This window comes from Yokenella regensburgei ATCC 49455 (assembly GCF_000735455.1).
Classification (GTDB): Bacteria; Pseudomonadota; Gammaproteobacteria; order Enterobacterales; family Enterobacteriaceae; genus Yokenella; species Yokenella regensburgei.
This window is the reverse complement of the sequence record NZ_JMPS01000066.1, coordinates 44732-65183: the sequence shown is the minus strand read 5'-3', so window position 1 is coordinate 65183 and position 20452 is coordinate 44732. Positions and strand designations below refer to the sequence as shown.

Annotated in this window: 16 protein-coding genes; 2 read left to right on the top strand and 14 right to left on the bottom strand. The window is 55.1% G+C overall.

Translation table 11 applies throughout. The features are described 5' to 3' along the window. Position 1: 1 nt before the first annotated feature. The 10 genes from fcl to GYRE_RS15645 are packed head-to-tail and all read right to left on the bottom strand — an operon-like array spanning position 2 to position 10459. A complete protein-coding gene (fcl, locus tag GYRE_RS15690) occupies positions 2-967 on the bottom strand; it encodes a GDP-L-fucose synthase (protein WP_038256475.1) in 966 nt (321 codons plus the stop codon). A 3-nt stretch (positions 968-970) separates the two neighbouring features. After that, positions 971-2092 carry a GDP-mannose 4,6-dehydratase gene (gene gmd / locus GYRE_RS15685; protein ID WP_006820761.1) on the bottom strand — a complete coding sequence of 374 codons (1122 nt, stop codon included), beginning with the start codon at positions 2090-2092 and terminating at the stop codon, positions 971-973. A 17-nt stretch (positions 2093-2109) separates the two neighbouring features. Further along, positions 2110-2661 carry a colanic acid biosynthesis acetyltransferase WcaF gene (gene wcaF / locus GYRE_RS15680; protein WP_006820762.1) on the bottom strand — a complete coding sequence of 184 codons (552 nt, stop codon included), beginning with the start codon at positions 2659-2661 and terminating at the stop codon, positions 2110-2112. Positions 2662-2676: 15 nt separating this feature from the next. Then, positions 2677-3423 carry a colanic acid biosynthesis glycosyltransferase WcaE gene (wcaE, locus tag GYRE_RS15675; protein ID WP_038256502.1) on the bottom strand — a complete coding sequence of 249 codons (747 nt, stop codon included), beginning with the start codon at positions 3421-3423 and terminating at the stop codon, positions 2677-2679. Positions 3424-3442: 19 nt separating this feature from the next. Then, entirely contained in the window at positions 3443-4660 is a 1218-nt protein-coding gene (gene wcaD, locus GYRE_RS15670; RefSeq protein WP_006820764.1) for a colanic acid polymerase WcaD, read from the bottom strand. Next, the gene (wcaC, locus tag GYRE_RS15665) at positions 4635-5852 is read right to left on the bottom strand and encodes a colanic acid biosynthesis glycosyltransferase WcaC (RefSeq protein ID WP_038256472.1); all 1218 of its coding nucleotides are present in this window, start codon (positions 5850-5852) and stop codon (positions 4635-4637) included. The genes wcaD and wcaC overlap by 26 nt, the downstream gene beginning before the upstream one ends. Further along, a complete protein-coding gene (gene wcaA, locus GYRE_RS15660; RefSeq protein WP_038256499.1) occupies positions 5849-6694 on the bottom strand; it encodes a colanic acid biosynthesis glycosyltransferase WcaA in 846 nt (281 codons plus the stop codon). Before wcaA ends, wcaC begins: the two co-directional genes overlap by 4 nt. Before the next feature lie 17 nt (positions 6695-6711). Beyond that, positions 6712-8874 carry a tyrosine-protein kinase Wzc gene (gene wzc / locus GYRE_RS15655; RefSeq protein ID WP_006820767.1) on the bottom strand — a complete coding sequence of 721 codons (2163 nt, stop codon included), beginning with the start codon at positions 8872-8874 and terminating at the stop codon, positions 6712-6714. 2 nt (positions 8875-8876) lie between these two features. Beyond that, positions 8877-9320, bottom strand: a complete 444-nt coding sequence (gene wzb / locus GYRE_RS15650; protein ID WP_038256497.1) for a low molecular weight protein-tyrosine-phosphatase Wzb — start codon at positions 9318-9320, stop codon at positions 8877-8879. A 5-nt stretch (positions 9321-9325) separates the two neighbouring features. Beyond that, positions 9326-10459, bottom strand: coding sequence for a polysaccharide export protein (locus tag GYRE_RS15645; RefSeq protein WP_006820769.1), 1134 nt, complete (start codon positions 10457-10459; stop codon positions 9326-9328). Between the two features lie 582 nt (positions 10460-11041). Between GYRE_RS15645 and GYRE_RS15640 the strand changes: the two genes are divergently transcribed. Beyond that, positions 11042-12622, top strand: a complete 1581-nt coding sequence (locus GYRE_RS15640; RefSeq protein ID WP_006820770.1) for a TerC family protein — start codon at positions 11042-11044, stop codon at positions 12620-12622. Between the two features lie 45 nt (positions 12623-12667). On the opposite strand, the gene asmA is transcribed toward GYRE_RS15640, so the two are convergent. From asmA to udk, 3 genes are all read right to left on the bottom strand, one after another. Beyond that, positions 12668-14515, bottom strand: a complete 1848-nt coding sequence (asmA, locus tag GYRE_RS15635; RefSeq protein ID WP_038256469.1) for an outer membrane assembly protein AsmA — start codon at positions 14513-14515, stop codon at positions 12668-12670. Positions 14516-14541: 26 nt separating this feature from the next. Then, positions 14542-15123: a dCTP deaminase gene (dcd, locus tag GYRE_RS15630; RefSeq protein WP_006820773.1), complete on the bottom strand. Its 582-nt coding sequence runs from the start codon at positions 15121-15123 to the stop codon at positions 14542-14544. An 88-nt stretch (positions 15124-15211) separates the two neighbouring features. After that, entirely contained in the window at positions 15212-15853 is a 642-nt protein-coding gene (udk, locus tag GYRE_RS15625) for a uridine kinase (protein ID WP_006820774.1), read from the bottom strand. A 343-nt stretch (positions 15854-16196) separates the two neighbouring features. Here udk and GYRE_RS15620 point away from each other — a divergent pair, with 343 nt between their 5' ends. Then, positions 16197-19523 carry a diguanylate cyclase gene (locus GYRE_RS15620; RefSeq protein WP_038256496.1) on the top strand — a complete coding sequence of 1109 codons (3327 nt, stop codon included), beginning with the start codon at positions 16197-16199 and terminating at the stop codon, positions 19521-19523. On the opposite strand, the gene alkA is transcribed toward GYRE_RS15620, so the two are convergent. Further along, positions 19516-20364, bottom strand: a complete 849-nt coding sequence (gene alkA, locus GYRE_RS15615) for a DNA-3-methyladenine glycosylase 2 (protein ID WP_038256467.1) — start codon at positions 20362-20364, stop codon at positions 19516-19518. The genes GYRE_RS15620 and alkA overlap by 8 nt on opposite strands. Positions 20365-20452 lie beyond the last annotated feature (88 nt).

Sequence of the window (20452 nt, the reverse complement as noted above, 5' to 3'; positions counted from 1 at the left end):
GTTACCCCCGGAAACGCTGCTGATTGGCGAGGAACCACTGGTAGGTGCTGGCAAGCCCGGCCTCCAGCGTCACTTCGTGGTACCAGCCGAGCTGATGCAGGCGAGAGACGTCAAGCAGCTTACGCGGAGTGCCATCCGGTTTACTGGCGTCAAACACCACTTCCCCCTGGAAACCCACCACTTTTGCCAGGGTGTGCGCCAGTTCGCGGATGGTGCAATCCACCCCGGTACCGACGTTAATGTGCGACAGCATCGGCTGGGTGAATTCCTGCCAGATATCGCGGTCCAGCTCCATCACGTGGATGCTGGCGGCCGCCATGTCGTCTACGTGGAGGAACTCACGCATCGGCGTACCGCTGCCCCACACCACCACCTCTGGTGCGTTGCTCTGGGCCGCCTCGTGAAAGCGACGCAGCAGTGCCGGGATCACGTGCGAGTTGCTCGGGTGAAAATTATCGTTCGGGCCGTACAGGTTGGTCGGCATGACCGAGCGGTAATCACGACCATACTGGCGGTTGTAAGACTCACACAGTTTGATACCGGCAATCTTGGCGATGGCGTACGGCTCGTTGGTCGGTTCGAGGCTGCCCTGCAGCAGCTCGCTTTCCGCCATCGGCTGCTTCGCCATTTTCGGATAGATGCAGGATGAACCGAGGAACAGCAGCTTGTTCACGTTGTGCACATGTGCCGCGTGAATGATGTTGCTCTCAATCATCATGTTCTCGAAGATGAATTCCGCCGGGAAGCTGTTGTTGGCGACAATGCCGCCCACTTTCGCCGCCGCCAGATACACCTGATCGATACGCTCGGCGGCAAAGAAATCATTCACCGCCCGGCTGTCCAGCAGGTTGAGCTGGTCGCGGGTACGCAGTACCAGCTCCACGTTTTCACGCGGCTCCAGTTGCCGAACAATGGCTGAGCCCACCATTCCCCGGTGGCCCGCCACGAAAATACGCTGTTTTTTCATGGTTCAGGACTCCAGCGCGATGGCCACCTCGTAACCGTGGGACTTCAGCAGCGAGTGCTTCTTCGCGGCTTCCAGATCTTTGGCGACCATTTCAGAGACCATCTCCTGTAGAGTGATTTCCGGCTTCCAGCCCAGCTTCTCATGGGCACGGGAAGGATCGCCCAACAGGGTTTCCACTTCTGCCGGACGGAAGTAGCGCGGGTCAACTTCCACAATAACGTCGCCGGGCTTCACCCCAGGTGCATCGTGACCGGTGACGGAGACCACAATCCCCTTCTCTTCCACGCCGGTGCCTTCAAAGCGCAGCTTGATGCCCAGCTGTGCTGCCGCCATTTCAACAAACTGACGCACCGAGTACTGCACGCCGGTGGCAATCACGAAGTCTTCCGGCTGCTCCTGCTGCAGCATCATCCACTGCATTTTGACGTAGTCTTTGGCATGGCCCCAGTCGCGCAGAGAGTCCATGTTGCCGAGGTGCAGGCAGGACTCCAGGCCCTGGGCGATGTTAGCAATAGCGCGGGTAATTTTGCGGGTCACGAAGGTTTCGCCACGGCGCGGCGACTCGTGGTTGAACAGAATGCCGTTACAGGCGTACATACCGTAGGATTCGCGGTAGTTAACGGTTATCCAGTAGGCGTACAGCTTCGCCACCGCATACGGAGAACGCGGGTAGAACGGGGTGGTCTCTTTCTGCGGGATTTCCTGCACCAGACCGTACAGCTCAGAGGTCGATGCCTGATAGAAACGGGTTTTCTTCTCAAGGCCGAGGAAGCGAATGGCTTCCAGCAAACGCAGCGTGCCCATGGCATCAACGTCGGCAGTATATTCCGGGGATTCGAAGGAGACGGCCACGTGGCTCATTGCGCCCAGGTTGTACACCTCATCCGGCTGCACTTCCTGCAGAATACGGGTCAGGTTGGAGGTGTCCGTCAGGTCGCCGTAGTGCAGGTGGAATTTCGGGTTGCTGCTGTGCGGATCCTGATAAATGTGATCCACACGCTCGGTGTTGAAGGAAGAGGCACGACGCTTAATGCCGTGAACTTCATAGCCTTTTTCCAGCAGCAGTTCTGCCAGGTATGAACCATCCTGCCCGGTTACGCCGGTGATGAGAGCGACTTTTGACATGTTTATATTCCTCTGTTTTATAACGCTGTTTCAACGCGCTCGCGCGTTACCACTGCCGGGTTGCCACGACAAATTGTATTTGCCGGTAGCGACTTAAATACGCTGCTGCGGGCGCCAACGACGGTGCCATCACCGATAGTCACGCCCGGGGCGACGAAAACATCCGTCGCCAGCCAGCATTTTTCCCCCACCACAACAGGCGTGGCGTTAATATCAAAATGCGCACTCTGATAATCATGACTACCGGTACACAAATAACACTTCTGTGATACGACGGCGTTCGCCCCAATATGAATTTCACCCAGGGTATACAGCACGGCGTCATCGCCGACCCAGGCGTAATCCCCGATGGTTAATTTCCACGGATAGGTAATTTTTACCGAAGGTCGAATAACTACGTTTTTTCCTATTTTTGCGCCAAACAGGCGTAATAAAAAGGCACGCCAGCGGTAGAGAATTTGTGGCGACCAGGCAAATAACGTGGCCTGCACCGCCCACCATAACTGCACCTTAATACCGTTAGCGCCCCGGAACCCTTTTGGCACCGAGAATCCGTTTAATTCCTGCATGGTGTTTCCTTATATTCAGGATTTGTTATATAAGGACTTCGTTTTGCCGGTGGTGCGCAGGCGAAATAAATAAGACAATTCCGTCACCAGCTTCGGCAGACGTAAAATATTGCGCTGCACGTTTTTTGCATCCCGGCATAACTCCAGATTATTCGTCGTCGATACACCGCCCATCGAAAATTCGGATACCAGACCATTGATACGCTTAAACGTGAAACCGGCCTTAAATAAACGCGCCGCCAGGGCATAATCCGAGGACACGCGATATTGCAGATCATACGGATGTTGCTTCAGTCCTTGTAATGGAAAGAAGATAGCCTGATGGCTTGCCGGCAGGCTATGGTAAATATACCAGCCGGGCTTGGCGGTGCGGCGGGCTTTATTGCCATCGCCAAAGTCCAGCAGCGCATCACCGATATACATCGCGTTATCCGGTTTTTCTGCCAGCTGACGAACAAACTGCGCCACGTCCTGATGAAAAACATCGCCGGAGTTCAGGAAGATGGCAAAGCGTCCGCGCGCCATGTTGATGCCTTTATTCATCGCATCATACAGGCCGCTGTCCGGCTCGCTGACGTAGCGTAACTGGTGCTCTCCGTTCAGTTTTTGCAGATACTCCGCCGTCCCGTCCTGTGAGCCACCATCCACCACAATCCATTCAAACTCCAGCCCGGGATCGCCTGCCAGATGCGCCAGTGAGGCTTTTGTTTTCACCACACCGTCATAATTGCGAAATGCAACGGTAATAATGCTTAACAACATATTCATCCCCACTTGATACTTAGTGTACGATATTCAACGCCTTGCGCAGAATAAACGGACAGACAATTAAGAACGCATATTCCGGACTAAATATTGAGCCGGTAAAAAAGAGCGACACGGGTGTAAAAAGGTACAACTGCACACCGTAGTTCTGGTTATTACCAAACGCATGAACCATCATTCGACCAATTTTGGCCATGAACCATATCGTTCCGAATACCGCGAACCATGAAAAATAAATAATCAGCAGATACAAACCATTATCTATTGTTTTACCGACATCAGCACCGTTAAAGATTCCGAATGATGCAACATATTCGTAAAGCGAACCAAAACGCACAACGCCGTCTACGTGGCTTAAAGAACTCCAGACCATGACCAACGGACCGATAATTCGGTAATAGGATGACGAGCCTTCCTCACCCAAATCGCCCAGCCGCGCTGAGATATAAGGGAAAGCGAAGATCATTCCCACCATAAATACCGCAAGAGAAATAATCGCTAACGGCAACTTTTTGCGGATGGCTTCTTTGTTCAGATACTGAAACGCCCATTCCAGTAAATAAAACAGGATAAACGTCATCACCCCGGAAAACGATCCTGAGAGAACTATCCCTGCCAGAATCATAACATCTGTTTTTGGGGTTTTGATACCAAACTGTTTGATACAAAGCCAAATTGAGATTAATGCCAGAGCAAAGAAAGCAGGCTCGAAATAAAGTGCAGTGGTTCGCCTTCCGCCGAACTTGATAAAGTTCAGAACATAGCTGTTACTGTATATGAGATATTTCGAAATTATCTCCATTAAGCTACTGCCGCCGCTGAGGATAATCTGCGCCATTTCTGCCGCCGCCAGCAGTACCACAATCCCGACCACCAGATTAAACGCACACATCAGCTTGCGATAGTTATGCGGTGATACGGTCTTAAAGCGAATGCTCCACACCATGCCGAGAATAATCACGATGTAGATAAAAAGCATGGTGGAGGTGACGTACTTACTGGCATCCAGCGACTGGCCGAACAGATAGTTATACGCCGTCAGACCCGCCCCAACCCCCAGCGCTATCATCAGCTTCTTGACGCTAATTCTGTCGACATAGAGCAGCAGTAACAGGGGTAAAAACGTCACGATAGAAATCGGGAAGCTCTCCCCCAGCTGTGCCAGCTTGACGTTAACCAGCAGATAAATCAGCGGCAGCAGCAGATAGCTACAGACTTTGATAGAACGAGACATACTCCTCCAGCATTTGTTGCCCGCTGTAGGCCACGCGGCTTCGCTCACGGAAGGCCTGCAGCGAGTCGCCAAATACCGCCTGCGCCAGCGCCGCTTTCGGCAGCATCACCAGCTGCATCACTTCGTCGGTTGAAAAGGTTTTTCCGCCCGATTTTTGCAGCACTTCCTGCGCGGCGTCGCTGTGTGTGGCAATCACCGGCAGACCGATCGACAGCGCTTCGCAGAGGATCAGCGGGTAGTTATCCACCCTTGAGGTGAACAACAGGGCGTCGAGCGGATTCAGCTCATTCATCAGCTGGCGCTTGTCGGTGAGATAACCGTGGTTAATCACGTTGTCGCCGCTAAACGGTGAGAACTTACCGAAGGTGTGTACTTCTACCGCATCGCCGAGGGCGATGATGTTTTGCACCAGCTGCTGATTGGTTTTACCGTCGTAGCGCAGGTCATGCGCCACCACGGCGATCTTTGGTTTACCCTCAGCCGGCACCGCCGGAACCAGTGCCTGAAGAATTTCTTCGGTCGCCACATCGATGCCGTTGTTGATTATCCGGCAGCGCCCTTCCCCATACAGGCTATTGAAATCGCTGGCAACGTGCTGGCTGGGGGAAATAAACTGGCATCCCAGCGCCAGCATACTGCAAAAAAGTTGACGTTTTTCCGCCACCAGCGACCGGGCGCGATCCACCTTCACCGGCGGGTAGTTAGTGAGCGTCGGGCACTTCCGGCAGCCGGTTTTCCAGCCGTCGCAGCCGTCGAGAAACGCACAGCGCCCGGTGATGCTCCAGTGATCGTGCAGCGTCCAGACGAAGGTGACATCTGGCTTGTGCGCCTTCACTCTCTCACAGAACGTCACCACCTCTTCGAGGTTAAGCCAGTAGCTGTGTAGCACATGAAAATGCAACACCACCGGCTCAGGAATACGAGTAACAGTGCGATACAGCCCGTTCAGGTTGCCGAAAACATCCCGGTTAAAGAGACGAAACAGCGCCAGATTCGCCATCGACGTGGCGCGGGCCGTATGCTTAATCACATTAGGGTAGCGTTCATGGCTGACGCTCTTCTTCCCGCCTTTGCCATAGCCATAGACAAAGCGCGAGTTGAGCCCCTGCTGCAGCGCGCGCTGGTGCAGATCCAGCGCGACACCTGCCGCCCCCCCCTCCGCGAGGCGAACGTTAAATTGCAGAATATTCATGCCCGCCCCCGCAGCGCGTCGATCATGCGCTTACCATTTCGCAACGACAGCAGCGTCATCTGCGTACGCCATGACATTTTCTTATTGCGAATGACGTACAGCGAAAACAGCTGATACTTCTGGCTTGCGCGATCGAACCTGGCTTTATGCTTACGGTAGAAACGGTAATAGCCCGAGAATTTGCGCGTCGACTGAGTGATACGCACCCCGCCATGGTTGACGTGCAGCACCTGCGTGGCGTCTTCCACCTTCCACGGATCGCCCCATGTCTCCACCATGCGCAGAAAGACGTCATAGTCCTGAGCCGCAGCAAGATTGGGGTCGAACAGGCAGTTTTTAAAGCACTCCGCCCGCGAGAAGACCTGATTACCCACGATGTTCTTTTTATAGAATCGCTCACGGGTAAATGGGCGTTTGGGGTACAGCGGCAGGCTTGAAGGCTGCGCGTACACCTGCCCTTCACACACGTAGTCGTTGGCGTAGAGGAACGAGTGGTCGGCAAGTTTCGCGCGGTGTGCCAGAAACGACGACAGGCGGTTGGGCGTCCACTCGTCATCATCATCGATTCCGGTAATAAATTCGCCCCGTGCCTGGCCGATTGCCTGATTACGCACGGTACAGGCACCGGAATTCACCGCGTTGCGCGTGTAGCTAACACGCGCATCTCCCAGACTTTGTACGTACTGCATCAGCTCTTCAAAGGCCGGCGAGCAATCGTCTACAATCAGCATTTCCCAGTGCGGGTAATCCTGACGCAGCACCGATTTTATCGCACGAATGGCCAGCTGCTGCCGGTTCCATGTCGGCATATAGATGGAAATAAGCGGACGATCGTTGGTCATGATTTTCACCGAACTCATTATTTGCTGTCTGACTTGTAGTGGTACTCGTAGTAACCGAAGTCCTGGTACCCGTTGGCGCGGCGGAAGATGGAGTTAAGAATGACCCCACGCACGTCGATGCCGTTCTGTTCGAACCGGCTGAGGCTCGCTTCCACTTCATTCATAGTGTTCACCCCGTAGCGCACCACCATCAACGTCGTACCCGCCATGCGGCCCACGATGGCAGCATCGGTTACCGCCAGAATTGGCGGGGTATCAATCAGTACCAGGTCATAGCGGCTGCTGGCCCAGTTAACCAGCTCGCCGAAGCGTTCGCCCATCAGCAGTTCGGACGGGTTTGGCGGTACCTGACCGCGCGGCACCAGGTCGAAATTCTCGATGGTCGTTTTCTTGGCGCAGTTTTCAATCTCCGCTTTTCCGACCAGGATGTCTGACAGACCGTTTTCGTTGTTGGTCCCCAGCAGCTCATGGGTGTAACCCTTACGCATATCGCAGTCGATAAGCAGTACGCGCTTGTGGGTCTGACTCACCACCGCCGCCAGGTTGGCACAGACAAACGTCTTACCGATCGACGGGCTCACGCCCGAGAGCATCAACACGTTGTTTTGTGCCTGCATCATGGCGAAGTGCAGACTGGTACGCAGGCTGCGTATCGCTTCGATGGCAAGGTCAGCCGGGTTACCCAGCGCCAGCAGCTGGCTTTGCTTGAAGCGTTTGACGCCGCGGACGCTTTTGATGTTGTCGCTGGCTTTTTGCCATTCGGAAAGCGGAATGCTGGCGTAAACGCTGATGCCTCTGTCTTCCAGCGCCTGCGGGGTTTCGATACCACGGTTAAGCAGCGAGCGCAGCAGTACACCAACAATGGCGAGCATCAGGCCAAGGATCAGACCACCGAGAATGATCAGCGCTCGCTTCGGCTTCAGCACGCCTGGCTGCGAGATGGCGTGGTCAACGATACGCACGTTACCGACGGTGCTCGCCTGCTGGATTTTCAGCTCCTGTTGGCGGTTCAGCAGCTGCATATACACCTGCTGGCCGGACTCTACGTCACGGGTCAGACGTACCACTTCCTGCTGGGTTTTCGGCATCGCAGTGACGCGCTTGTTGAGGTTGCTCTTCTCGTCCTCCAGCGCCTGGCGTTTTTCCAGCAGCGTGCGGTAGGCCGGGTGACGTTTGGTGAAGAGTTTGGAGATCTCCGCCTCTTTGAAGGTCAGTTCGTTCAGCTGGGCGTCAATGTTAACCATCGAGTCGAGCACCGATTTCGCTTCCAGCTGCAGGTCAACGGAGTCTTTCTGCTGACGATAGCTGTTGAGCTTGTTCTCTGCGGTATCGAGGGTGCTACGGACCTGCGGCAACTGCTGAGCGAGGAACGCCAGGCTTTTCGCCGCCTCTTCCGATTTACGCGCCACGTTCTGCGCCAGGTAGTTTTGCGTGATGCTGTTGAGGATCAGCCGAATTTTGTTACGGTCTTCTCCGGTAAAGGTCAGGCTCAGTACGCCAGTGTCTTTGCCATTCTCGGTCACCATCAGGTTATCCTGCAGGCGATTGATCATCGCAAGCGTCGAATATTTGGTGACGGTGAAGGCATCTCCGGTTTGGGCATGAATGCTGTGAACCATCATGCTGACGCCGCCTCGGCTTAGCAGTTTCCCGGTTTCACCACGGGCGCTGAAGCCGTCGTCGGTGGTCAGGCGATAGGATTTCGGCCCCAACACCTCAAGGGTAAACTCCTGCTCCTTCATGCTCTCGGGACGATTGAACGTTTCAATCCGCACATAGTCGTCTTTACGACCCATCAGGCGATCCCACCCTGCCCCCAGGATCGGGAAGGTGTTTTTGTTCACCGCGATATCCAGGTTCAGGTCTTCGACGGTTTTGCCTAACACCATGCGCGACTGAATGAGCTGAATTTCCGAGGCCGAGGCGGGAGGTTTGCTGTTAAGGGCAGAATTCAGATCCTGCACCAAAGAACTGCCGCTGTTTTGTTCAATTTGCACCAGCGCATCGGCGCTGTAGATGGGGGTTGCGAACAGGGCATAGATTACTGCCGCAAGACCGAATACGGCGGTGACGCCCAGCACCAGCCATTTGGCCTCCACAACGGTGCCGATGAGACGGCCGATATCAATCTCATCGCTCCCGGTCGCCTGCGATGCAGAAGGTTTCATTTTCTCTGTCATTATTATCCCTGCTGAGCGTTGAGAGCCTTTGCCCACTGGCGGGCAGACCGTTCAATTAACTGATACACCGCTTCAAAAGCGTCCCGGCTTTTGCGGTACGGATCGGGGATCTCTCGCTCGTTATCCCAGTGACCAAACAGCATCACTTTGCCCCGCATCTCCGGGGCAATTTCACACAGTCGGGAGATATGACGCCTTTCCATCGCGAGGATAAGGTCGTAATCCCGGCACATGCTGCCCGAGATCTGCCGCGCACAATGCCCGTCGAGCGAAATGTTGTGCTCCGCCGCAACGCGGGCGGCGGCGTCATCGGCGCCTTTACCGACCAGCGCCCCAAGACCTGCAGACTCCACGGTAAGATCCGGATGGTAGTTTTTCAGCAAACGCTCAGCGGTTGGGGAGCGACATACGTTCCCCACACAGACCACAAGAATTTTGTTAAACATGCGCATCACCACGTATGGATGTCTTTTGCCGTATCCGTCATGTAACGCACGCTACTGATGGTTGGCAGAAGTTGGTTAATCAGACGGTTCCAGCGCGTGACTGGCGCGGTTGTCACATACACCACGTCGTACGGCTGCAGCTCGAAGTTGGTCGCCATCACAAGCGAAGTCGCATCAGACATATCAAGCTGATAAACGCTGGCAATCTTGCCGGACTTGTCTTTCTGCAGCGGACGGATAACGAAAATGCCGCTGGCGTTCGACGAAGTCAGGTCGAGACCTTCCGCCTGGCCCAGCGCTTCGGTCAGCGTCATACCGCTGAAGTCCATTTTGAGGGTGCTCTGCTTCTTCACTTCACCCATCACGAAGACTTTCAGGTCGTCATTGCGCGGCACAAAGAGGATATCGCCCGGATAGAGCAGACGGTTCTGGCTGAGATCGCCGTTTTGCATCAGCGCCTGCAGAGAAACCCGCTGCTCGCGACCGTTGTGCGTCAGCACCACGTTGCGCCAGTCGGCAGCATCGGTCATGCCACCTGCGGCATTTATCGCATCAAGAATGGTCAGCGGTACGTTGGTGATCGCCTGTTGCCCGGATTTGTTGACCTGTCCGGAAACGTAGGCTTTCTGTGAGCGGAACGCGGCCACGTTCACATCGACCTGCGGATCGCTAATATAGGCCGCCAGCCGTGAGGTAATGTCAGAACGAATTTCCGACAGGGTTTTGCCGACCACTTTCACTTTGCCGACATAGGGGTAGAAAATAGTGCCGTCTGGCTGGACCCAGTTCCCGGTATCACTGGAGCTACGATACTGCCCCGCCGGCGTCGTCAGTTCCGGGTGATCCCAGACCGTAACGTTCAGAACATCTCCCGGGCCAACCCGATACTGGTAATTGTTTAACTCCTGATCCAGCGAGGCATTGGGTTGCGCCACATTCGGCCGTGGCCGTAATTGCTCAACCAGTCGCGGGGTCAGCGGATAAACATTCACCATTCGGTCGATATCAAAGTCAGCATCTTGCTGCTTGATAACGTCTTTACCGAAGGTCGACATATTACTGCCCGGAAAGACCGTGCAACCGCTCATAAGGGTTACCGACACCAGCAAAGGTATCAATTTTGGTTTGCAATTCATCATTGATTATTTATCACTATGGCAGAAAAAATTATCCTGTTCGAATTAAATAAAACGTCCCAGCCCATTATCCCGAACCGCAGGATGCATTTAATCGAAACGTAATATAATTGGCATCTATCCTAAAAGAGAGCCTGTTTACTCGCAGGCTATTGACAGAATAATCTCAGCCATTCACCGCGCCGTCAGGCACGCTACCGCCCCTGGCTTCCGACCCAGACTTCTAAAAAAAGAAAATAAAATAATGATCCCGATATTGCGTCTGGAATTGTTACAGCTAAGCCAATAGCAGGCAAGGCAACAATTCCGACAAATTAAATTTTAAGAATAATATTAACCGCTAATTTCTGAGTTTTTAGGATTATATTTATATTGACAGAGAGAGGTTATCTAACCTAATACAGATAATTCCTGGCTATTATCCTAAAGAAAATAAACGTTAACCCCGGAAATAATAAGATTATATTTTCGGATTATCGCCATCAGCTATTAAGAATAATCGCAAGAAGAGATTGCAATTTGCGCCGCTATTATCCATGATCTACTACTGATAATAATGGTCAGACATAAGGCATTAATCCACATATGGAATGGGTAGCAGATCCCTCAATCTGGGCCGGTCTGGTGACGCTTATTGTCATCGAACTGGTGTTAGGTATAGACAACCTGGTGTTTATCGCCATCCTCGCGGAAAAACTGCCCCCCGCCCAGCGGGACCGCGCACGCGTCACGGGCCTGATGCTGGCAATGCTGATGCGCCTGCTGCTGCTGGCCTCCATTTCCTGGCTGGTGACATTAACGCAACCGCTGTTCAGCGTCGGGGACTTTAGCTTCAGCGCCCGCGATCTCATTATGCTGTTCGGTGGCCTGTTCCTGTTGTTCAAAGCAACCGTAGAGCTTAACGAACGGCTCGAAGGAAAAGACAGCGAGAACCCCACCCAGCGGCGTGGGGCTAAATTCTGGGCCGTGGTGGCACAGATTGTGGTGCTGGACGCGGTATTTTCACTGGATTCGGTGATCACCGCCGTCGGGATGGTTGACCATCTGGCGGTGATGATGGCTGCGGTCATCATCGCTATTGCCCTGATGCTGCTTGCCAGCAAAGCGCTGACCCGCTTCGTCAACAGCCACCCGACGATTGTAATCCTGTGCCTGAGCTTCCTGCTGATGATTGGCTTTAGCCTGATTGCTGACGGCTTCGGCTTCCACATTCCGAAGGGGTACCTGTACGCCGCCATTGGTTTCTCGGTGATGATAGAAGCATTGAACCAGCTCGCCATGTTCAACCGCCGCCGTTTCCTCTCCGCCAATCAGTCGCTGCGCAGCCGCACGACCGAAGCCGTGATGCGGCTGTTAAGCGGGCAAAAAGAGGACGCCGAGCTGGATGCGCAAACCGCTTCGCTGATTGCCGACCACGATGACAGCGAACTGTTTGACCCACGAGAGCGGCAAATGATTGAGCGGGTGCTGAACCTCAACCAGCGTACGGTCAGCAGCATTATGACCTCGAGGCATGATATTGAGCATATCGATCTCAGCGCGCCGGAGAGTGAGATCCGTGCACTGCTTGAGAAGAACCAGCACACCCGTCTGGTGGTAACCGGCGGCGAGCATGATGAAGAGCTGGTTGGTGTGGTGCACGTTAACGACCTGCTGCAGCAATCGCTGCGCCACGAGCCACTCAATCTGCGGGTACTGTTACGCCAGCCGCTGGTATTCCCGGAAACGCTGCCATTGCTGCCCGCACTCGAGCAGTTCCGTAACGCCCGCACCCACTTCGCCTTTGTGGTGGATGAGTTTGGGTCCGTGGAAGGTATTGTCACCCTGAGCGACGTGATGGAAACCATCGCCGGCAATTTGCCTAACGAAGCACAGGAGACCGACGCCCGCCACGATATCCAGAAAAATGCAGACGGCAGCTGGACGGCCAACGGTCATATGCCGCTTGAAGATCTGGTGCAGTACGTCCCGGTACCGCTCGATGAAAAACGGGAATACCACACCATTGCCGGTCTGTTGATGGAGTATCTGCAGCGCGTCCCGACACCGGGCGAAAGCGTCAACGTCGGTGGCTATGTGCTGAAAACGTTAGCGGTTGAGAACCACCGCGTGCAGCGGGTGCAGATATTCCCGCCGGCCGAAGATGCGCTGGATTACCAGGTCTGAAACAAAAAGGGCGGCCAGTGGCCGCCCTTTTATCTGGTCTGCTGATTAAAGCTTATCGAGCAACTTCTTCACGTCTTTGCCGCCCTGGCTCTCCTGATTACGCTCTGCCCAGTCGTTAAGACGACGCTTCATCTCATCCTGCAGCTGCTTACGCAGCACCTGATCGACCTGCAGACTGTAGCTCAGCTGTTGCCATGGGCCATAAACCCGCAGCGGAACGGCGGTTTTCTTCAGCGTTTCCACAAGCTTACTGTCGCCTTTCCAGCCATCGGTAACGCGCACGTTAAACTGCATGTCGCCCTGCTCTTTCACCAGATCCAGGGTGCCCCCACCGGTGACAGCCAGCAGCGAGGACTGACCGTCCATGTTGCTCATCGTCAGCTGACCGTTGTCGAGTTCGAGGTCGACGGAGGTTTTATCAAGCGTCGTGGCGGTATCGAGGTTTTCCTTCGCCTGCACGTTGGTGCTGCGTTCAACCGCCTGCTGCACCAGCTGCTGGAAGTTCAGCCCTTCTGCCCGGGAGTTCAGCAGCTCGATGTGGGCGTTGCCCTGCCAGTGGCGACGGAAATCGTCGGCGTCAATTTTGCTGCCGCTGAAGTCGCCCGCCAGGCTGAGTTTGCCGCTGAGCTGGATCGGATAATCGAAGGCTTTGAGGATGGTTCCAATCTCAATATTATCGATTTTCGGCTGGAAATCCGCCTGCGGGGTATCCTTACGTGCGTCCAGCGTGCCGGGCAGTGACATTTTACCGCCGCCGAGTTCGCCCTGCAGTTCAGACACGGTCAGCAGCCCGGCCTGATTGCTGAGGTTGCCGGTGACGTTGGTAAAGTTCATTCCACGCCACAACACCTGGTTTGCTTTCAGGTTCAGCATCGCCTGGTAGCCCTTCAGCGCACTGTACGGCGACTGCTGATTGCTGTCGGCAATCACCGGTCGCGGCTGAGTGCTCTGGCTCTGCGCCTGCTGGCTCGTCCCGTTATTATTTTCCGGAGCCCCCTGCGACAGCAGGTTATCCAGATCCAGTTTGTCGAACTGCAGATTGAACAGCCACTCGGGCTTATCGGCCAGTACGACGCTGGCATCTCCGGCGACGGCGCTGTCGTTAGCGGTCAGCTTCAGATTGCTGAAGCTGAGCTTCTTCTCATCTTCCAGCCACTGCGCTTGCATGCTTCCCTGCCCGCTGATCCCCTGGGTGGGAAGATCTGCGCCCTGCATCTGCCAGTTCAGCTTCGTCAGATTCGCGGTCAGTGAATGGGGGTAATCGCTGCCATCAATGTCAGCGCTAAAAGAGAGCGAGGTATCCTGCTGATCGCGGGTAATGCGACCGGAGAAATCGAGGGTGCCCTTGTGCTGCCGGTCCTGATCCATCTCCAGACGGATATCACGCACGGTAATCAGTTCATCGTTAGCGCGCTGGAACACCAGCAGGCTGTCAGCCACCTGCAGGCTGGCAATATCAAACGACCAGCCGCGATCTTCGGCGACATCGGGCAGCGAGTTATCTTTCGGCCCGACGGGCGCATCCTGGCCCCGCACGGCTTCGGTCGCCGGGGTCAGCTGTACCACTGCGCCCTTGAGCATCACCTGCTTCACCTGCAGCTGGTGCGACAAAAGCGGCATCAGCGCCACATCAAGACGCATATTCTCAGCGCGAACCAGCGGCTGGCTGGCACCCGGCGCGGTGAGTGACATACGTCCGGAGAGAATGCTGAGCTGCGGCCAGACGTGCCAGCGCAGTGGACCATCAAGGTTCAGTTGATAACCGCTGCGCGTTTCGACCTGCCGCACCATATAGGCGCGGAAATCGTTAGGGTTGACCAACAGCACCAACGCGGTGAGGCCGGCGACGACCACCACCAGCAGGATCATCAGCGTTGTCAGAACTCGTCTCATGGCATCCTCAATCCGACTGAATCGACTTAGTCTTTATCAATACGACTGGCAACAGCACCCTGCTGGTTGCGATATTTGGCGTCTTCACGGCGGTTGTACGGACGCGCCGCCGGGCCGGAAAGTGGTTCAAAACTCAGTGCCCCAATGAGCATCCCCGGACGCAGCGCCAGCGGCAGCTTACCGGAGTTGTAGAACTCCAGCACGATACAGCCGGACCAGCCCGGATCGATACGATGCGCCGTCACGTGAACCATCAGGCCAAGACGCGCGAGCGAGGAGCGACCATCAAGCCAGCCCACCAGATCCGCCGGTAAGGTGACAGATTCATAGGTTACCGCCAGCGCCAGTTCGCCCGGATGCAGATAAAATGCTTCGCCTTCGGCCAGCACAATCTCTTCGCTCATCACGCGCTCAAGCGCTGCGCTCACCTCTGCTTTCGGTCCGCTGAGATCGATAAACGCCGCCGTATGGCCGCTAAAGGTACGGAATTTGTTGCCGAGGCGAACATCGACCGTCGCACCGTTGATGCGTTCTACCGGCGGACGCGGGTTTATCGACAGGCGGCCTTCATCCAGCCAGGCTTCTATATCTCGGTCACACAGACGCATGCGCGGTCTCCTTTCGGCGTCAGCCCTTGCGCTTTTCGCGCAGAAGGGCTCAACAGATTATCTTTGAACGTTACACAATTCGCGGGGGTTATTCAAAAAACTGACTTATCTTTGCCTTCAGAATATCAATGGCAATACGGTTTTTCCCACCGCGCGGCACAATAATATCGGCATACTGTTTGGAAGGTTCGATAAATTGCAGGAACATCGGGCGCACGGTTTTCTGATATTGTGCCATGACCGAGTCCATTGAACGTCCACGTTCGTTGACGTCACGCTTAATGCGGCGCATCAGGCAAATATCAAGCGGCGTGTCGACGAAGATAGAGAAGTTCATCTCTTCACGCAGGCGCGCGTCGGTAAGCAGCAGAATACCTTCAAGGATGATGACTTTTTTCGGCTCAACGTGCACGGTTTGCTGAGTGCGGGTATGTTCCACGTAGCTGTAAACCGGCAGTTCAATCGGGTTACCGCGTTTGAGCATCTGCAAATGCTGGAACAGCAGGTTGTGATCCATCGCGTTCGGATGGTCATAGTTGGTTTTAACACGTTCTTCCATCGACAGATGGCTTTGGTCTTTGTAGTAACTGTCTTCCGGAATGACGCCGATGTGCTCATCGCCAACCTGTTCACGTAATTCGCGGTAAAGCGTGCTGGCAATTAAACTTTTACCGGATGCAGATGCGCCTGCGATACCTACGATGACGCACTGATGAGACTTATCAGTCATAAATTTTTGCGACCTGATTAACCTGGAAATTTGGAAGGGCGACGCCTGAGGCGTCAAACGCGGCAATTATAGGGATTTCAGCGCCGCGATACCAGTGAAGCTTACGGCGAGTCGCACAGGCTGTGCACAAACGCGCAATAACTGACTAATAGCAAATTTTTATGTCTACATTTAAAGCAGGCCTGGCGAACTTTCCACGGCGTAAGTGTTTAATATCTTAAGAATGACAAAATATGAGCGCCCACTGCAGGAATTGTAAAGTGTTTGTATTAGAATGGGTAAGATTAACACCACAGACGTCCGGGCTTGCTCCTGGCGAGAAAGCATTGCGGATGAAGCGCTAATGAATAAAACCTACCAGCGTGTATTAGTCGCTCCAAATCGCCCTTTACTGCATCTCGTCAGTCTGGGGTTGATAACCTTTATCTTTACCCTTTTCTCGCTCGAACTGACGCGTTTCGGGGCGACACTGGCACCGCTGTGGTTCCCAACCTCAGTGATGATGGTGGCGTTCTATCGTCATGCCGGAAAGTTCTGGCCGGGGATCGCGGTGGTGTGTTCGCTCGGCAATGTGCTTGCCTCAAGCATCCTGTTCCCTCCAACAGCCCTGAACCTGGGCTACACCACCATCAACATCATCGAAGCGGTCGTCGGCGCGCTGCTGCTGCGCAAACTGCTGCCGATGTACAATCCGCTGCAAAATTTAAACGACTGGATACGACTCGCGTTTGGCAGCGCCGTTGTGCCGCCGCTGGTAGGTGCCCTGCTGCTGCTGATGTTCTTCCCGGGCGAACGACCGCTGGAGTCGGTCTTTATTTGGGTACTCTCCGAGGCCATCGGCGCGCTGGCCCTGGTACCGCTGGGGCTGCTGTTTAAGCCCCACTATTTACTGCGTCACCGCGATCCGCGGCTATTACTGGAAACGCTGGTGACCCTTGCCGTCACGCTGGCGCTCAGCTGTCTGTCCATGCTTTGGCTCCCCTGGCCGTTTACCTGCATCATTGTGTTGTTGATGTGGAGCGCCGTGCGTCTGCCGCGCATGGAGGCGTTTTTGATTTTCCTCTCCACGGTCATGATGGTCTCGCTGTTGATCGCCGCCAACCCCGGGATTCTGGAAACCCCGCACCAGTATGCGCTTGATAACGCCGCCTGGATGCCGTTTTTGATGATCCTGCTGCCGGCAAACGTGATGACGATGGTGATGTACGCGTTCCGCTCAGAACGCAAACACATCACCGAGAGCGAAGAGCGTTTTCGCAACGCCATGGAGTATTCCGCTATCGGCATGGCGCTGGTTGGCACCGAAGGGCAGTGGCTTCAGGCGAACAAAGCCCTGTGCCGCTTCCTCGGCTATACCCAGGACGAGCTTCGCGCACTCACTTTCCAGCAGTTGACCTGGCCGGAAGATTTAAACAGCGACCTGGAGCAGCTCGAGCAGCTCGTTAACGGCGATATTCAAAGCTATTCGCTGGAAAAACGTTATTACACCCGCAAAGGAGATGTAGTGTGGGCGATGCTGACCGTCTCTCTGGTGCGCCACGCCGACGGTACACCAATCTATTTTATCGCCCAGGTCGAAGATATTAACGATCTTAAACATACCGAGTGGGTCAATAAACGGCTGATGGAGCGCATCACTCTCGCCAATGAGGCCGGGGGCATCGGCATCTGGGAATGGGAGCTCGAACCGGATGTGATCAGCTGGGATAAACGCATGTTTGAGCTTTACGACGTGCCTTCACATCTCAAGCCGACCTGGGAACTGTGGTACAACTGCGTGGTGGAAGACGATCGTGACCATGCAGAAAGTACCATCCGTAACGCACTGAGCAACCGCTCGCCGTTTAAGCTCGAGTTCCGTATTCACGCCCGGGACGGCGTACGCCACATTCGTTCACTCGCTAACCGGGTGCTGAATAAGAATGGCGAGGTCGAGCGCCTGCTCGGTATCAATATGGATATGACCGAGGTTAAACAGCTGAACGAGGCCCTGTTCCAGGAGAAAGAGCGTTTACACATCACCCTCGACTCCATCGGCGAAGCGGTGCTTTGTACCGACGTGGAGATGAACGTCACCTTTATGAACCCGGTGGCGGAAAAAATGAGCGGCTGGAGCCAGGAGCAGGCGCTGCGTCAGCCGCTGCTGAACGTACTGCGTATTACCTTCGGTGACGCAGGCCCGATGATGGAGAATATCTACAGCGGCGACTTCTCTCGCTCTGATATTGAACAGGATCTGGTCCTGCACTGCCGCAACGGCGGTAGCTTCGACATTCATTACAGCATTACCCCTCTCAGCACCCTGGACGGGCAAAATATCGGTTCGGTGCTGGTTATCCAGGACGTAAGCGAGTCGCGCAAAATGCTGCGCCAGCTGACCTACAGCGCTTCTCATGATGCGCTGACCCAGCTTGCCAACCGCGTCAGCTTCGAAAGCCATCTGAAACGGCTTCTGCATACGGTTTATGAGAACCACCAGCGGCACGCGCTGGTATTTATCGATCTCGATCGCTTTAAAGCGGTCAACGACACGGCGGGCCACGCCGCCGGTGATGCCCTGCTGCGTGAGCTCTCGGCGCTGATGCTCAACATGCTGCGTACCAGCGATGTATTAGCACGCCTCGGCGGCGATGAGTTCGGTTTGCTGCTGCCAGACTGTAATATTGAGAGCGCCCGCTATATCTCCGGACGCATTATCAAAGCTATCAATGATTATCACTTCCTGTGGGAGGGCCAGCACCACCGTATCGGTGCCAGCGCCGGGATAACCCTCATCGATGAGAATAATAATCTTGCAACAGAAGTGATGTCGCAGGCGGATATAGCCTGCTATGCCTCGAAAAATAACGGCCGCGGCATGGTCACGGTCTATTCGCCTCAGCAGGAGAACCTGGTGCCGCGCAGCATGATGTCGCAGGAAGAGAAGTGGCACATCATCAAAGACAATCACCTGGTCTTCATGGCGCGCAGCGTGGCTTCACCGCGTGTACCGGAGGCGAGTCATTTCTGGCTGTTGTCGCTGCGTCTGTGGACCAGCGAAGGCGATATGGTGGAAGAGCGCGCGTTCCGCCAGGGCCTGACGGAGAGCGAGCAGCTGCGGGCGCTTGATAGCCGTGTATTGCAGCTGTTTTTCCACGACTGGTCAGCCAAAGTGGCGGCAAAAGGCATCAGCGTTGCGCTGTCGCTTTCTACTGCCGGCCTGGCGCGCCCGGCGCTGATTGACGATTTGCTGAACCAGCTGAACCAGCGCCAGATCCCTGCCCGGCTGCTGCATTTTATTATCGACAGCGAAGTGATGCTCAGTGAAGAAACCCTGGTTCGCCAGGGCATCGGCCGCCTGCGCGAAGCAGGATGCAAAATTATCCTCAATCACATAGGGCAGGATCTGGAGGTCTTTAACCAGCTGACGCCGGAAATGGCCGACTATGTCCTGCTGGATCCCGACACCATTCTGAATGTGCATCTCAATCTGATGGATGAGATGCTGGTGACGATCATCCAGGGGCACACGCACCGTCTGGGGATGAAAACCATTGCCGGACCAACGAACGAGTCGCTGGTCATGGATACGCTCTCCGGCATTGGCATCGACATGATCTACGGCGACACCATTGCGCAAAATCAGCCGCTGGAGCTGGTGCTCAGCAGCAGCTATTTCGCCATCAACTAACGTCGGGTACCCAGCCCTCGGTGTACCAGATGTGCAGCAGCGCATAGGAGCGCCAGGGCTGCCAGCGTTCAGCGTAGCGACGGATTTGCGCGGGGGTCATGCCGGGGAAACGCTGCTTGATAAGATAATCATCCGGTAGAAACACATCCTTCGCCTGCCAGCCGCGCAGAGCAAAGTAGTTAGCCGTCCAGCGGCCAATCCCCGGAAAAGTTTGCAGGGTTTTCATCGCCAGCTCCACATCGGCAGGCGCTCGCAAAGGCAGCGCACCGGAAAGCGCCGCCTGCGCCAGATGGATAAGCGCTTCTGCCCTTTTCACCGGCATCCCGAGCGCCTTTAACGCCAGCGGATCGGCCTTCACCAACTGTTCCGGCGTGGGGAAGCAGTAAAAACCCGGCGCCTCTTCCAGAGCATCACCGCACAGCTGCACCACTTTACCGGCAAGCTTCGCCGCCATCGCCACGCTCACCAGTTGCCCGAGGATCGCGCGAACGCCCTGTTCAAACGCATCCATTGCCCCAGGCAGGCGCAGACCGGGACGTGCTTCGCCAAGCGTTCCCAGCGCCTGTGCCACCTTCTGCGGCTCACAGTGGAGATCGAACAGCTGCGCAATACGCACCAGACATTCCGTTGCCACCGGATGCAGCCCTTCGCTCAAGGTCACTCGCAGCAAATGCGCGGCGTCGTCCGGTTCGAGTGTAATTAACCCGCGGTGGCCATCGAGCGAGAAACTGCGCATGTAGCGCCCGTCGCTGAACACCTCAACGCCTTCTACGGCACGCATTTCCAGAAAGCCAAACATCCATGCCCAGTCATAGGGGGGCTGCCAGCGCAATGTGTACATATTCGCTCCTCCGTCAGTCGCTCAAGCATAACGGGCCGCACGGGAAAACGCTTTGCTTTTATATTCACCCTCCCTCACGTTGCAGTTG

Coding starts and splice junctions, on each gene's coding strand:
- fcl (WP_038256475.1), bottom strand. CDS start 967: ATGAAAAAACAGCGTATTTTCGTGGCGGGCCACCGGGGAATGGTGGGC.
- gmd (WP_006820761.1), bottom strand. CDS start 2,092: ATGTCAAAAGTCGCTCTCATCACCGGCGTAACCGGGCAGGATGGTTCA.
- wcaF (WP_006820762.1), bottom strand. CDS start 2,661: ATGCAGGAATTAAACGGATTCTCGGTGCCAAAAGGGTTCCGGGGCGCT.
- wcaE (WP_038256502.1), bottom strand. CDS start 3,423: ATGTTGTTAAGCATTATTACCGTTGCATTTCGCAATTATGACGGTGTG.
- wcaD (WP_006820764.1), bottom strand. CDS start 4,660: ATGTCTCGTTCTATCAAAGTCTGTAGCTATCTGCTGCTGCCGCTGATT.
- wcaC (WP_038256472.1), bottom strand. CDS start 5,852: ATGAATATTCTGCAATTTAACGTTCGCCTCGCGGAGGGGGGGGCGGCA.
- wcaA (WP_038256499.1), bottom strand. CDS start 6,694: ATGACCAACGATCGTCCGCTTATTTCCATCTATATGCCGACATGGAAC.
- wzc (WP_006820767.1), bottom strand. CDS start 8,874: ATGACAGAGAAAATGAAACCTTCTGCATCGCAGGCGACCGGGAGCGAT.
- wzb (WP_038256497.1), bottom strand. CDS start 9,320: ATGTTTAACAAAATTCTTGTGGTCTGTGTGGGGAACGTATGTCGCTCC.
- GYRE_RS15645 (WP_006820769.1), bottom strand. CDS start 10,459: ATGATGAATTGCAAACCAAAATTGATACCTTTGCTGGTGTCGGTAACC.
- GYRE_RS15640 (WP_006820770.1), top strand. CDS start 11,042: ATGGAATGGGTAGCAGATCCCTCAATCTGGGCCGGTCTGGTGACGCTT.
- asmA (WP_038256469.1), bottom strand. CDS start 14,515: ATGAGACGAGTTCTGACAACGCTGATGATCCTGCTGGTGGTGGTCGTC.
- dcd (WP_006820773.1), bottom strand. CDS start 15,123: ATGCGTCTGTGTGACCGAGATATAGAAGCCTGGCTGGATGAAGGCCGC.
- udk (WP_006820774.1), bottom strand. CDS start 15,853: ATGACTGATAAGTCTCATCAGTGCGTCATCGTAGGTATCGCAGGCGCA.
- GYRE_RS15620 (WP_038256496.1), top strand. CDS start 16,197: ATGAATAAAACCTACCAGCGTGTATTAGTCGCTCCAAATCGCCCTTTA.
- alkA (WP_038256467.1), bottom strand. CDS start 20,364: ATGTACACATTGCGCTGGCAGCCCCCCTATGACTGGGCATGGATGTTT.